Origin of the sequence: Pseudomonas sp. WS 5059, from assembly GCF_012985525.1 — a bacterium.
GTDB lineage: Bacteria > Pseudomonadota > Gammaproteobacteria > Pseudomonadales > Pseudomonadaceae > Aquipseudomonas.
On sequence record NZ_JAAQWO010000004.1, the window covers coordinates 197881 to 212291 of the forward strand.

Annotated in this window: 10 protein-coding genes and 1 tRNA gene; 3 read left to right on the forward strand and 8 right to left on the reverse strand. The window is 61.4% G+C overall.

Annotated elements, in window-relative coordinates:
- The first annotated feature begins 523 nt into the window (after positions 1–523).
- Positions 524–1915, forward strand: a complete 1392-nt coding sequence (gabP, locus tag HBO12_RS13310; RefSeq protein WP_170042359.1) for a GABA permease — start codon at positions 524–526, stop codon at positions 1913–1915.
- A 200-nt stretch (positions 1916–2115) separates the two neighbouring features.
- Here gabP and HBO12_RS13315 read toward each other — a convergent pair whose 3' ends face one another.
- Positions 2116–2529: a hypothetical protein gene (locus HBO12_RS13315; RefSeq protein WP_170042360.1), complete on the reverse strand. Its 414-nt coding sequence runs from the start codon at positions 2527–2529 to the stop codon at positions 2116–2118.
- 70 nt (positions 2530–2599) lie between these two features.
- A complete protein-coding gene (locus HBO12_RS13320) occupies positions 2600–3508 on the reverse strand; it encodes an alpha/beta hydrolase family protein (RefSeq protein ID WP_170042361.1) in 909 nt (302 codons plus the stop codon).
- Positions 3509–3708: 200 nt separating this feature from the next.
- On the opposite strand from HBO12_RS13320, the gene HBO12_RS13325 reads away from it, so the two are divergent.
- Positions 3709–5349, forward strand: coding sequence for an ArnT family glycosyltransferase (locus HBO12_RS13325; protein WP_170042362.1), 1641 nt, complete (start codon positions 3709–3711; stop codon positions 5347–5349).
- A gap of 34 nt (positions 5350–5383) precedes the next feature.
- Here the strand turns inward: HBO12_RS13325 and HBO12_RS13330 are convergent, their stop codons facing one another.
- The 6 genes from HBO12_RS13330 to HBO12_RS13355 form a co-directional block, all read right to left on the reverse strand.
- A complete protein-coding gene (locus HBO12_RS13330) occupies positions 5384–7459 on the reverse strand; it encodes a TonB-dependent siderophore receptor (RefSeq protein ID WP_170042363.1) in 2076 nt (691 codons plus the stop codon).
- Between the two features lie 305 nt (positions 7460–7764).
- Positions 7765–8433, reverse strand: a complete 669-nt coding sequence (locus HBO12_RS13335) for a YajG family lipoprotein (RefSeq protein ID WP_169955637.1) — start codon at positions 8431–8433, stop codon at positions 7765–7767.
- 206 nt (positions 8434–8639) lie between these two features.
- Positions 8640–8715: transfer RNA gene (locus HBO12_RS13340), tRNA-Phe, on the reverse strand.
- A gap of 103 nt (positions 8716–8818) precedes the next feature.
- Positions 8819–9091 carry an oxidative damage protection protein gene (locus HBO12_RS13345; RefSeq protein ID WP_038445278.1) on the reverse strand — a complete coding sequence of 91 codons (273 nt, stop codon included), beginning with the start codon at positions 9089–9091 and terminating at the stop codon, positions 8819–8821.
- On the reverse strand, positions 9088–10155 hold the full coding sequence (mutY, locus tag HBO12_RS13350; protein WP_170042364.1) for an A/G-specific adenine glycosylase: 1068 nt from the start codon (positions 10153–10155) through the stop codon (positions 9088–9090). Before mutY ends, HBO12_RS13345 begins: the two co-directional genes overlap by 4 nt.
- Positions 10152–12371 carry an AsmA family protein gene (locus HBO12_RS13355; protein ID WP_170042365.1) on the reverse strand — a complete coding sequence of 740 codons (2220 nt, stop codon included), beginning with the start codon at positions 12369–12371 and terminating at the stop codon, positions 10152–10154. Before HBO12_RS13355 ends, mutY begins: the two co-directional genes overlap by 4 nt.
- A 296-nt stretch (positions 12372–12667) precedes the next feature.
- On the opposite strand from HBO12_RS13355, the gene HBO12_RS13360 reads away from it, so the two are divergent.
- Positions 12668–14329 carry an OFA family MFS transporter gene (locus HBO12_RS13360; RefSeq protein WP_169955640.1) on the forward strand — a complete coding sequence of 554 codons (1662 nt, stop codon included), beginning with the start codon at positions 12668–12670 and terminating at the stop codon, positions 14327–14329.
- The last annotated feature ends 82 nt before the right edge of the window (positions 14330–14411 follow it).

The window sequence follows — 14411 nt, forward strand, 5'->3', positions numbered from 1 at the left end:
TGCTGTTGGGTCGCCTTCCTGGCGTGGCGCCAAGCTAGCATAGCGTCCGGATGACAGCCAACAGCGCCACGGGCGTTAAACAGACGGTGTGTGACAGGTTGTCGCATCGGCACAGTAGCGTGTCGCGCCATCAACAACCGAACAGCCGTTTTAACCGATAAACCCGTGGCAGTCGCGTAAAAAAGGGCGCGATGGTGCCAGCTTTGGCCGGGTGTTGGAAGGGTTAAACGGGTAAACGGTGCCTATCGGCCCTTTAATTGGGCGTCACTTACTTTTTGTGTGTGTTTTTGGTGCGCTCATTCGTTCTTGAAGTGAGTCGAGCGGTAACGCTGTGGCGGATTGCCAGTAATCTCAATGGCTTGCGAGCGCTGAGGGATTGTCCTACAGGCCGCGTCAACCTTGGCTTTGTAACATTTTGGCGCAAATCTTGCGTAAAAAATAAAGAACGCCCCGTTTGTTTCTTTTCACGAAGAGGCGGCAGGCCGGGTGGACCGTATACGCAATTCCTCGCAAAGGTGTGTCAATGAGTAGTACGCAAAGCTCCAATGACCTCGAACAGGGGCTCAAACCGCGGCATGTCACCATGTTGTCGATTGCCGGTGTGATCGGCGCTGGTTTGTTTGTCGGCTCCGGCCACGCGATTGCGGCAGCCGGGCCCGCCGTACTGTTGGCTTATGCCGCAGCCGGTACGTTGGTGGTGCTGGTGATGCGCATGCTGGCCGAGATGGCCGTTGCCTCGCCAGACACTGGCTCATTTTCCACTTACGCCGACCGGGCTATCGGCCATTGGGCCGGCTTTACCATCGGCTGGCTGTATTGGTGGTTCTGGGTGCTGGTGATTCCCCTGGAAGCCAACGCCGCCGCAACTATCCTGCATGCCTGGTTCCCCGACGTGGCGATCTGGGCTTTCACCCTGGTCATCACCCTGCTGCTGACCGCGACCAACCTGTTCAGCGTGAAGAACTACGGCGAGTTCGAGTTCTGGTTTGCCCTGATCAAGGTGGTGGCGATCATCGGCTTTGTGATCCTCGGCGTACTGGCGATCTTTGGCTTGCTGCCGGGCAGCCAGGTCAGCGGCGTCTCGCACCTGTTCGACACCCAAGGCTTTTTGCCCAACGGCATGGGTGCAGTGCTGGCGGCGATTTTGACCACCATGTTCTCGTTCATGGGCACCGAAATCGTGACCATCGCGGCTGCAGAATCGAAGAACCCTGGCCAGCAGATCACCAAGGCCACCAACTCGGTGATCTGGCGGATCGGCTTGTTCTACCTGGTGTCGATCTTCATCGTTGTGGCCTTGGTGCCGTGGAACGATCCGACCCTGGCTGCCGTCGGTTCCTACCAGACTGTGCTGGAACGCATGGGCATCCCGAATGCCAAGCTGATCGTCGACCTGGTGGTGTTGGTCGCCGTGACCAGTTGCTTGAACTCGGCGCTGTACACCGCGTCACGCATGCTGTTTTCCCTGGGGCGTCGTGGTGATGCACCGGCGGTAGCCAAGCGCACCAACAAGAGCGGCACGCCTTACTGGGCGGTGATGCTGTCTACCGGCGCGGCGTTCCTCGCGGTATTTGCCAACTACGTGGCGCCGGCGGCGGTGTTTGAATTCCTGCTGGCCAGCTCCGGCGCGATTGCGCTGCTGGTGTACCTGGTGATTGCCGTGTCGCAACTGCGCATGCGGCAGAAACGTACTGCGGCGGGCGAGAAGATTGCCTTCAAGATGTGGTTGTTCCCCGGCCTGACTTACGCGGTGATCGTGTTTATCGTCGGCGCGTTGACCATCATGTTGCTCCAGGAAGCGCATCGGGTGGAGATTATCGCGACCGGTGTGTTGAGCCTGCTGGTGGTGTTGGCGGGGTTGCTGGTGGCAAGTCGGCGCCGGGCCCAGAAGTTGGGGGCTGCGGTACTCAACTGATGAGTTGAAATGCTTGCTGTCTAGCACCACAAAGCACTGTGGGAGCCGGGCTTGCCCGCGATGGCGGTGGTTCAGTCGACTACGATATTGACTGGCCCACCGCCATCGCGGGCAAGCCCGCTCCCACATTTGATCTTCACTGCTTTGAGCATTGCGCTCGCTTAACTGATCGGCATTAGGGCAAGCCCGCTTGTGTTGTATCAATCCTGCGCGCTAGTCAGCGCCTGGGATGCCGCCACGTAGTCCGCCTGGAACTCTGGCGATTCAATCCACGCCAACGCCGCCGCTTCATCATCGCTGTCGGTGGACCACTGCCGATACTCGATCAGCGCCGCCAGGATAAAGTCCGTGGCGTTTTCTTCGCCTTCCTGCTCCAGCACCAGCGCCAGCAACGGGTGCGCCAGGAATGCCGCACACAGCGCCTGCTGGCTGGTCTCGCCGGCCGCGCGCATTTGCACGAACAGTTCGGTCAAATCCACCGACTCAAGGTCAATACGCTCGTCGTCACCTGCAAACGCATCCTGCTTGGGCGCATTGGCGCGCTGGGTGCGGTTCTGCTTGGCCTTGGCTTTTGCCCGCTGGGCACGTTTTTGCTGCTTGTCTGGCGAAGCCATGGGCTCACGTCCTTGGTTCAGGATCTGGGTGGCGTATTGAAGCGCAGGTCTGGCGAAATCCCAAGGGTTTCTACAGCCGGGTGCCCGGTGTGTCGGGCGCCAGTTGGCCGTGCTGCAGCCACGCCAGTGCAATCGGCCACAACCGATCCTGATATTCACTGCGGAAAAACGCGAAATGCCCGACGACCTCTTCGCCAATATCCCCCGGCGCGATACGCAGGTGCGTGCGCTCGCTGGCCTGGAAGTAATTCAGCAGACGCTCAATGGCGGGCACCGTGCCAAACGGGTCGTCGCTGATGCTGATCGCCAGGATCTGTGCCTGCACCCGGGCAAAGGGCAACACGCCCAAGGCCCGCCCGCTGGGGCGTGTCTCGTAGGTGGGGGTGGGTGTGCTCCAGTCGCGCACCACCCCGGCGGGCGTGTCTTCCAGCCAGCCCAGGCGCTTGCCCGGGAAATACCCGCACACGGCGGTCACCAGTGGCATCACCAGGTGCCATTTGGCAAACATCCGCCAGCGCCCGTCCGCTTGATAGTCGCGCCAGTAGGCGAACTGCGCCCCTACGGTGACCAAGCGCCTGATCGCCGCCCCCGACGCCCCGAGCCCGGCCGCGCAGCCGCCAAAGCTGTGGCCGACCACATCAATGGGCTGCCCGGCAAACTCGCGCTGCGCCCGTTGCACGATGGCCTCGAAATCCAGCCGGCCCCAGTCTGACCACGAGGCCTTGAACCCGCGCAATGAGCCACTACGCGACTCGCCGATACCGCGATAGTCGTAGGTGATGACGTCCATGCCATTGGCAAACAAGTACGCGGCAAAGCGCGAATAGTGACGGCAGCGTACCGAGGTGGCGGCGTTGATGATCACCACTGGGCGCTCGATGTCGCGGCGGATATGGCGCCAGGTGAAACCGCCGATGGGGTAGTGGTCGGCGGCGGGCTCGCGGAATGTCTCGGGGTGAGGGCGGGTGGGCAGGTTCATGAAAGGCCTTGATCCATGCGCTGTGGATAGGGGGAGTGAGCCAGCATTCTTGTGATCGTTGACGACTTTTTGCTGGCAAGCCAGCGCCTACAGTGAGTTGTTGTCTGTGCCATCGCAATGTTGCGTTTGGTTCAGGCGCGATTCAGGCGTGCTGCCGGCAATATACGCCAGCATCTCCCCCGGCCCTGGCAGGTTAAACCATGGAACACCGCAACCGTTTTCGTGTGGAGGCCCTGGGTGTTTTCCTGGTGGCCTTGTTGTTATTTACCCTGGGCATCTGGGATCAACAGCCGCAAGGGTTTGACGGGCGTTGGGCGGTGTTCATGCAGGAGATGTTCCGCCACGGCGCGAGTCTTTTCCCTACCACCTACGGTGAGCCTTACCCGGATTACCCAGGGACGGCGACTTATTTCAGCCTGCTCTTTGCCCGGTTGTTCGGTGCGCCTAACGACCTGGCTAACGTGCTGCCCACCGCCCTGGCGTCGGCCGGGGTCATGGGCCTGGTCTACCGTTTGCTGGTGCCCTCCGGGCGGGCCTGGGCGTTGCTGACGGTAGTGCTGACGGCCTTGACCGCGCAATTGCTGGAGAAGTCGCGTTCAGTCTGCCTGGACCAGATGGTCTCCCTGCTGTGCCTGGGCTGTTTCTACCTGCTGCACACCGGCGAGCGCCTGGGCTCGCGGCTGCGCCAATACGCAATCTTTCCCCTGTTTGTGGCGGCCTTTGCCATTCGTGGCCCTTTGGGGTTGATCGAGGTCTGTGGTGTTGCCTGCGTGTATTGGGCGCTGGGGCCTGCCCGTTCGCGGGAAGAGAAGATTGGCTTGCTGAAAAAGGTGATTGCCCACGGCGTGATCGGCCTGGTCCTACTCCTTGCCTGTTGGTGGGTGTTGCTGAAGCTGGCGCGGATCACCGGGGGTGATGCTTTTGCCGATGAGGTGATGAAGATGCAGGTGGCCGGCCGCCTGGATGAAAGCGGCGAACCGTTCTACTTCTACTTCAAGCTGAGCCTGTATCGCTACTTCCCGGTGATCCCGCTGGCGCTGGCGACGTTGATTGCCCTGCGCCACACCTGGTCGGCGCGCAATGAAGATGCCGATGTGCGGCTGATGCTGCGCCTGGGCGGCTGTGGCCTGATGATCCTGCTGGGGTTATCGGTGCCGAACTTCAAGCGCGCCTACTACATCCTGCCGATGGTCCCGATGTTTGCCGCGGTGGCGGCCTACGGGCTGCTACAGGCCCGGGGCTGGTTGCTTGGGGTGCGTCGGGGTTATGAGTGGCTGGTGGCGGTCCTGCCGCTGCTGGGGCTTGTCGTGGTCCTGGTCTGCCGGCAGCTGTGGAGCAAGCACGGTTACTGGCCTGATGTTTCAGTGCCGGGATTGATTGCGCTGCTGGTCGTCCTGCAACTGGCGGCGGTGGCTGCCTGGCGTCGTTTGCACGGCCGTGTGGGGCCGCGACTGGTGACGCTCAGCCTGATCGCGCTGGCCACTCAATGGCTGGTACTGGTGACGGTCGTGGAGCCGGCCAAGGACCTGCAATTCGACACCAAAAACTTTGTTGGTGCGGTGGAAAACCTGCGGGCCGAGCACCCCGGACCGTTGGTGTTTCTCAACCTCGGCAAGGACACCTGGGCCATTCGCTACATCATGAACCTGGGCCATGACGAGCAGCCGCTGTTTGTCGGGCGTGACGACCTTGCGCAACTGAACGCGCTGCCGCGCTCGTCCTGGGTCATCGTCGCGCGCAAGGAAACCGAACTGCTGCAGGCCACGCCGCTGGAGCACCTGGCCCCAGCGTTCAATGGGCGACTCAATGACAACCCGTTGTTGGTGTTCCGGGTGCCGTGATCAGCCGCCGCAGTGTCGTGGTCTTACAGCTCGATCAAAAGTTGTAGGCCAGTGTACCGACGAGCGTACGACGGTTGCCGATGAAGCAGTCACCTCGTGCCAGGCATGTGGTGTAGTAGGTCTTGTCTTCCAGGTTGGTCGCGTTGAGGCTCAGGTTCCAGTTCTGGTAGCGATACCCGAGCATCGCGTCCACCAGGGTGGAAGACGGTGTTTTCAGCCGGTCGGCCCCATCCCAGCTGGTTCCTACATAGCGAATGCCTGCCCCGACGCTGAACCCGGAAATGTCGCCGATGCTGAATCGATGCTGGCTCCATACCGACGCCATGTTCTCTGGAACGCTGGCCAGGCGTTTGCCTTGCTCGGCGGGCGAGCCCTTGATGACGGTGGTGTCGGTGTAGCTGTAGGTGCCAATCAGGTCCCAGGCGGGCGTGACTGTCACCAGGGCTTCGAGCTCCAGCCCACGGGCACGGGTTTCACCACTTTGCAGGGTGTTCATCGCATCCAGGGGGTCGGGCATGCGCCGGTTCTGCTCGCGAATGTCATACACCGCTGCGGTGTAGAGACTGTTGCTGCCAACCGGCTGATATTTCACGCCCAGCTCCCATTGTTTGCCCTTGAGCGGTACGTAGGGCTCCAGCGTTCGCCGGTTGAGGCCGATTTGGGGCTGGAATGATTCGCTGTAGCTCAAGTAGGGCGCTATGCCGTTGTCGAACAGATAGGTCAGGCCCGCGCGGCCGGTCAGCTTGTCGTCCTTTTGTCGGGCGCTGCCTTGGGTCTGGCTGGCGGACCAGTCCTTGCGCAGGCCCAGGGTCAACAACCACTGCTCGTATTTGATCTGGTCCTGGGCATAAAGCCCTTTTTGCATGACCCGTTGCTCCGGGTCTGCGGTGAGGCGAATGACAGAGGGATCAAAGGTGCCATACACCGGTTCGTACACGTTCAGTGGTGTTGCGTTGCCGCTGGCGCCGTCCCGGTTGGAGACGGCATGCTGGTAGTCGCCTCCCAGCAACAGGGTGTGTTGGAGCGGGCCGGTGTCAAATCGAGCCTCGGCGTTTTGGTCGGCGACCCACACTTTGACCTCGGGTTTGGAAACGTAATAGACGCGGTCGAGGGTCTGGTTATCGGGCTTGAACGGTGGGTTTTTGGCAAATACCGAGTAAATCGATTGGTAGCTGACTTTGCTTTTTTGCCAGCGCAGGTTTTGGCGCAGGGTCCACGTATCGTTCAGATGCCACGAAAATTGCGACGTCAGCGCTGTCTGGTCACTGTCGTATTCGTCAAAGCCTGGCTCGCTGGCGAACCGGTTGCTGTGGATCCGGCCATATGGCGCGTTCCAGACGGTACCTTTGTGTGGGAAGAACTGCGTGGTGGAGCCGCTGTCATCGCGCTGGATGTTGGCCAGGAGGGTCCAGTCGATATCGTCGTTGGGGCGCCAGGTCAGCGATGGCATCAGGACCTGGCGGTTGTCTTTGACATGATCAACCTGAGTGTCACTGTCGCGCTGGATCGCCACCAGCCGGTACAGCAGCGTGCCTTGTGGGTTCAGGGAACCGGTGGTGTCCACGGCGACCTGCTGGCGGTTGTAATTGCCGTATTGCAGTTGCACTTCGGTGTGCTGTTCGGCTTTGGGGCGTTTGCTGACCTGGTTGATCAGGCCCCCCACGGGGCTTTGCCCATACAGCATCGACGCGGGGCCCTTGAGCACTTCAAGGCGTTCCAGGGTGAAGGGGTCGGTGCGCACGTTGGTGTAAGTACCGAAGCTCTGCTGTAAACCATCCAGGAACAGGGCCGGCGAGCTGCCTCGCACTTTCGACCAGTCTCCCCGGCTATCGAGCCCGAAGGTCTCGGCCCGCACCCCAGAAACATACCGCAATGCGTCTTGCACGGTCAGTGCGCCCTGATCGCGCATGCGGTCGGCGCTGATGACGGAGATCGACTGGGGGATCTCAGTGATTGGGGTGTCAGTCTTGACCCCCGTTGCACTGCGCTTGGCAACATAGCCTTTGACCGGGCCGTCGGCCGTTTCTTCTGAGGCAGTTGCCGTAATGCTTTGGCTGGGCAGTTCGAGCTGGCCTTTTTCCTCGGCCGCGAAGGCGGCGGGGGCAAGCATCGAAGCGAATCCTAAGGGGGCAAGGCCAAGTGCCTTCAACCATGAACCTGGCTCGCGTGCAGAAGGCATCGCAGCTCCTTGATTATTTTTAGTGGTGCAGGGGGGATTTTGCGCGCCAGCTTAAATGATAATAATTGCTATTAGCAACTATGGGCTTCAGTCGAGCCTGGCTTTTTGGCGGGGGGGATGTTTGATGCGGGCGACCGGGTGGGGTCGCCCTGTGCGGGGAGGGGCAATCAAGGCTGGCAGTCAGGCAGGACTGCGAAGTGACATTCGCCCTGCACTACCTGGAATGGGGCGACGAACTATTTGCAGCGATACCCCTCGGGCATCGTGACGCTGTAGTTGCGCTGCACACGGTCCTGGAAGTTCAGGTTCTGCAGGCCCTGCTGTACCAGGAAGGCCTCGACCTTGGCCGCCTGGCAGTCCTCGTTGTAGGACGTTACCCGCAGCAGGTACACCGCGCGTTTGCTCGCTTCATCCCGAGCCGTGGCGGTGAAGGTGGTGAGTGTGGTGTAGCCGGTGCGTTCCGAGCTGCCTACCGGGCCATAGGTGGTGTTCGGCGTGCTGGTGCAGATCATCTGGTCGCTTTTTTTCTTGCTGTTCTTGCACACGGTAGAGGTGCTGGTTGGCACCTGCCCATACTCGGTGGCGGTATAGCGGTAGGTCACCTGGTGGCTGTCGATATCGAGGGTGATGGTGATTTTTGGCGTGCGATTCTTGGGCAGGGTCACGTCGGTATAGACCTCGCGAAACCCCTGGTCCTTCATGGCGCTGACCATGTCGCGCAGGTAGTAGCGGGCATTGAGCGCATTCTCGCTATTGCCGCCGACCGATGTCACCAGCACGGGCGCCTGTCGGTCAAAGTGATAGTCCGGATCAGGGGTTGCATTGATCGCGACGTCCATCGTCGTGGCGCATCCGCTGAGCAGCGCTGTCAGCATTAACAGCGTGCAGAACAAATACCGGGTCATGAAGTAACTACCTTGCTGAAGAGTGGATTAAGGCTAGACGGTTGAGCGGCGCGATAAATAACACATCGGATGCCCGTGAGGCTTGGCGTTAACCTAAAAGTAACCAGAGGGGCGCTGGCGCACTAAATCGCAGGCAACAAAAAACCCGCACTAGGCGGGTTTCTTGTGTGTTTCAGATGATGTTTGCACCACCTGAAACTAATAAGTGGTGCCCAGAGACGGAATCGAACCGCCGACACGGGGATTTTCAATCCCCTGCTCTACCGACTGAGCTATCTGGGCAACGGGGCGCATTAAACGGGTTTTTCAGGGGGTCGTCAAGCAAGTTTTCAAAAAATATTTAATTATTACCGTCGCTTACGTGCCAACCCCGGTTTTTGCTCAATTATTGAGCAGGCGGCACGTAGCCGTCGGCCTTGGCGTAATCCTCGCCGGAAAAGTACTTGTCCATCTCGCCCTGCAGATATTTGCGGTCTTCGGCGTTCATCATGTTCAGGCGTTTTTCGTTGATCAGCAGGGTCTGGTGCTTCTGCCAGTCGGCCCAGGCCTTGGCGGAGACGTGGTCGAAAATGTCCTGGCCCTTGGCGCCCGGGAATGGGGCGCGCTCCAGGGCGGGCAGTTCTTCGTGATACTTGCGGCAGATGATGGTGCGGGTCATGACGAAACTCCTGCGTTCAATACGTCGGCCGCGCGCTTCAGCAGTTTTTTCACCGGGGCGGCAAGGCCCAGGCGCGGCGGGGTGGCGAGGTTATACCAGAGCCAGTCGGCCTCGGCCACGTGATGGGCCGATTCCTCGACCTGCACCAGCCAGGGTTCGATAGCCAACTGGAAGTGGCTGAAGGTGTGCACCAGCTCGGGTAGTTCCTGATGTTTGCCCAGCGCCAGTGAGTGCTGGTTGGCCAGGTGTTCCAGGTCGTTCAGGTCGTCCAGTTCCGGCAAGCTCCACAGCCCGCCCCACAGCCCTGTAGAGGGGCGACGGTAAAGCAGGATCGCGCCCTCCTGGTTGGCCAGTATCGGCATCAGCGTGCGCTTTTGCGGGATGGTCTTGCGTGGCTTGGGGATCGGGTAGCGGGTTTCCAGGCCCAGCATGTGCGCCTCGCAGCCCTTTTCCAGGGGGCACAGCAGGCAACTGGGTTTGCTGCGGGTGCAGAGGGTGGCGCCCATGTCCATCATGGCCTGGGTGTAGGCGTTGACGCGGTCGTGGGGCGTAAAGCGCTCGGCAGTGGCCCACAGCTGCTTGGCCACCTTGGGCTCGCCCGGGTAGCCTTCCTGGGCGGTAAAGCGTGCCAGCACGCGCTTGACGTTACCGTCGAGGATCGGCGCGCGCAGGCCCATGCTCAGGCTGGCGATGGCGCCGGCGGTGGACAGGCCGATGCCCGGCAGCTCGGTGAGTTTCTCTACATCGCGGGGAAACTCGCCGCCGTATTCGGCGACGACAATCTTCGCGGTCTTTTGCAGGTTGCGTGCCCGGGTGTAGTAGCCCAGCCCGGTCCACAGGTGCAGCACTTCATCTTCCGGCGCGGCCGCCAGGGCTTCGACCGTTGGCAGCGAAGCCATGAAGCGATCGAAGTAATTGAGTACGGTGCTGACCTGGGTCTGTTGCAGCATGATTTCCGAGACCCACACCCGATACGGGGTGATGCCCTGTTGCCAGGGCAGGTCATGGCGGCCGTGACGGTCGTACCAGTCGAGCACGGCCGCTGAAAATTGCTCGTTTCTCATCGGTTGAACAAACCTTTGAGGGCGTCTTTGAGCTTGGGATTGACCTTGTCGAGCTTCTCTTCAATCTTCTCGCTGAGTTTGTTGCCCGCCATTTTAGCGGCCACCTGGCCCAGGCCGTCCTTGTCCAGGCGGCAGGCCTTGGCGCCCAGTTCCAACGGGCCACGGCAGCGCAGCGGTACTTCGATGCCCTGGAAGTTCGAGCCGACCTGGCAGGCCGGGTCCGGCATGTCGCGCTTGTCGCCTTCGACGATGATGCCCACGCGGTAGTCCATGCCCAGTACGCGCAGGTCCACGTCGCCATTGCCGTTGACGGTCAGGCCGGGGATGCGCACTTTCAGGTCCGGGTTGCTGGCCACGCCATTACGCAAGGTCAGGTTGCCCTTGAGTTCCTGGAACGGGGTGTCCTTGCTGCGCGGTGTGGCGGCCAGGGTCTTGCGGTTGAGCAGGGCAATGCCGGTGCACAGCTGTTGCTCAAGGTTGGCATTGAGCAGCACACCATTGTTGATGACGAAGCTGGCGGTGCCGTTGAGGCTGTCGATCAGCGCTTTCTGGCTGTTGCCACGCCCGCTCAGGTTGCTGTCGAGGGTGATCTGGCCCTTGACCGGCGGGGTTTGCCCCTGGGCCTGCAGGATCCGCTCGACCGGCACTTGCTTGATTTTGGTTTGTAGCGCCAGCACCGGCACATCCTCCCGTGCATCGAGGCTGCCGCTGGCCTGGAACGTGCCGTTGTAGAGACCGCCGCTCAAGGTGTCGAGCTTGAGTTGGCCACCCTGGCCGGAGGCCTTGAGTGCTGCATTCTCGATGGGCAACTGGCTCAGGGTCAGTTGGCCGAAGGACAGGTCGGCAATCACGTCCAGGCTGCGCAGGCGCGCCAGCGGGAGCAGCTTGTCGGTGCTCCAGGCGCCTTTGGTCGGCGCGTCCGGCAACGGCGTGGTGCCACCGGCGGCCATGGCCCCGGCTTCGCTGCTCTGCACCTCGGCCTTGCGCGCAACGGCGGCGCTGTTGGCGGCCTCGGACTTGGCGGGCAGGTAGTGGTCGGCATTGAACGTGTCGGCCTTCAACTGCACGCGCAGGGCTTGCTTGGCAAAGTCCTCCACCGCCAGGCGCCCGGTGAAGGTGCTGCCATCGACTTTGAGGTTGAGGTCTTCCAGGGCCATGCTCGACGGCGTGCCTTGCAGGCGGCTGACCAGTTCGACCTTGCTCAGGCTCTCTGGGGCCATGGCCGGTAGCGGCTGGCCGACGCTGTCGAGGAACTTGGCCAGGTCAAACTGGGCAATCGACAGGGCGCCGCTGATCTGCGGGGTTTTATCCAGGTCGTTGACCTTCAGTTCGCCCAGTGCCCGCAGTTGGTTGAGCGAGAGCTTGAGGCCGGTCCACTCGGCAATGTTTGCCGACAGGTCCACCAGTAACTGGCCCTGGGTGGCAAACGTCACGGTCTTGCCTTGCAGCGGCTCGCCAGTGGCTTCGCCTGCGATTTTCATGTCTTCGAACTGATAGCGCTTGAGGGCACGATCAAAACGCAGCTCGCCGTTGAGCTCGCTCTTGACCCGCATTACCGGCTGGTTGCTGCCGAAGAACGCGGTGAGCTTGACCGGAATGCTTGCGCCTTCATGCACGGCACCGGTGCTCAACTGAATGCTTTCGGCGCTGAACTGCTTGCCGGTCTGCTCGTCGTTGTACTCGATGCGGGCGTTGTTGACCGTCAGGCTGTCGATGTCCAGGCGGATCGGCTGGGCCGGTTTCTCCGGCGCTGGCGCCGTGGTTGGCGCAGTCGTCGCGGGTGCATCGGCGGTACCGGTAGCCACGACGGGCGGTGCCTTGCCGATATCTTCCCAGTTGCCATGGCCTTGCTTGTCGCGGGTCAGGCGCAGGTTCAGGCCCTCGACGCGCACATCGCTCATCTGCACTTCGCGGCGCAGCAGCGGCAGCACGCGTACCGACAGGCCGAGCATCTGCAGGTCGGCAAACGGTTGGGCAGGATTGCTCAGGGTAGCCACGCTGGCTTCATGCAACTCCAGGCCCAGCCAGGGGAACAGGCTCCAGCCGATATCGCCATTGAGCGTCAGCTCGATGTGGGCCTTGTCGCGGGCAATCTGGCGAATCTCGTCTTTATAGTCGTTGGGATCGAAGAGGTGGGTCAGGGCAAAGCCCAGAGCCACAATGATCAGCAACAGCCCGAGAAGTACCAGACCCAGGATTTTGCCGAACGCTTTCATGGGCGAGTCCTTGTGTGTCGATTTTAAAATTTAGCCGCAGAGTATAACGCCGCGAGGTCCACGGCTGTTTACGCATCGTTACATAGTGTCAAACAAAACAGATGAACCGAAAAAGGTAGTGTCAGTTTGGTTTCTCTCGCTGCGCCAGATGCTAATCTTTGCGCGTTCGCCCGCCTTCTGCGACGAAACGTCGCGCCTACAAGGAGCTTCACTCGACAAAACGGCCACGCATTGCGTGCAAAGGCCGAGGAGGAGAGCGCCTGGCGAACACAGACCAATAACTGGGGGAAACACCAATGAACACTAGCACTGCGGCCGGCGTTACTGCTGCGCAGCCTGCGTTCCTGTCCAAGGAGCGCATCATCGCCAAGCCCGGTTTCAACCGCTGGCTGGTTCCGCCGGCCGCCCTGGCCATCCACTTGTGCATCGGCATGGCCTACGGCTTCTCGGTGTTCTGGCTGCCACTGTCCAAGGCGCTGGGTGTGACCGCGCCGGTGGCTTGTGCGCCGGACATGAGCTTTATCGCGCAGATCTTCTCGTCGTCCTGCGACTGGCCGATCTCCATGCTGGGCTGGATCTACACCCTGTTCTTCATCTTCCTGGGCTGCTCGGCAGCGATCTGGGGCGGCTGGCTGGAACACGCCGGGCCGCGCAAGGCCGGTGTGGTCTCGGCACTGTGCTGGTGTGGTGGCCTGCTGATCTCGGCGCTGGGGATTTATACCCACCAGATCTGGCTGATGTGGCTCGGCTCGGGGGTGATTGGCGGTATTGGCCTGGGCCTGGGCTATATCTCGCCGGTCTCGACCCTGATCAAGTGGTTCCCGGACAAGCGCGGCATGGCCACCGGCATGGCGATCATGGGCTTTGGCGGCGGGGCGATGGTCGGTGCGCCGCTGGCGGCAGCGCTGATGGGCCACTTTGCCTCGCCGACCGGCGTGGGCGTGTGGCAGAGCTTTTTGGTAATGGCCGCGATCTACTTCGTGTTCATGATCGGCGGTGCCTTGTCCTACCGCGTGCCACCGACCGGCTGGAAGCCTGAGGGCTGGACCGCGCCGGCGAAAAAAGCCAGCAACGCGATGATCACCCACCGTCACGTGCACGTGAACGTGGCCTGGAAAACCCCGCAATTTCGCCTGGTCTGGCTGGTGCTGTGCCTGAACGTATCGGCCGGTATCGGCATCCTCGGCATGGCGTCGCCGCTGTTGCAGGAAGTGTTTGGCGGCAAGCTGCTGGGCGTGGACGTGCCATTTGGTCAACTGGATGCCGGGCAACTGGCCTCCATCGCCGCCATCGCGGCGGGTTTCACCGGGCTGCTGAGCCTGTTCAACATTGGTGGGCGGTTCTTCTGGGCGTCGTTTTCCGACTACCTGGGCCGTAAGAACACCTACTTCGTGTTCTTCGCCCTGGGCTTTGCCCTGTATGCGCTGATCCCGAACCTCGGCCACCTGGGCAACGTCTCGCTGTTCGTGGCGGCGTTCTGCATCATCCTGTCGATGTACGGCGGCGGCTTCGCGACCGTACCGGCCTACCTGGCGGACCTGTTCGGCACGCAAATGGTCGGCGCGATCCACGGTCGCCTGCTCACCGCCTGGGCGGCGGCCGGCGTGCTGGGCCCGGTGTTGGTGAACTACTTGCGTGAGTATCAGTTGAGCATCGGCGTCGAACGCGCCGCGGCCTATGACATCACCTTGTACATCCTCGCCGGCCTGCTGGTGCTGGGCTTTATCTGCAACCTGCTGGTACGCCCGGTGGCCGACAAGTACTTCATGACCGACGCCGAACTGGCTGCCGAACAGGCCCTGGGCCATGACAAGGGCGCCGATGCCAGCACTTCCCTGGAGTGGAAAGCAGCCTCTGGCACCGTGCCATTGGCCATTGCTGCCTGGCTGGTTGTAGGTATCCCGCTGGCGTGGGGCGTGTGGGTGACCTTGCAGAAGACTGCAGTGCTATTCCACTGATGTAAAAACCTATAGGAGCCGGCTTGCCGGCGATGGCGTCAGTGAGGTCGATGCTGATCTTGCGAATGCTTCGCCGGCAAGC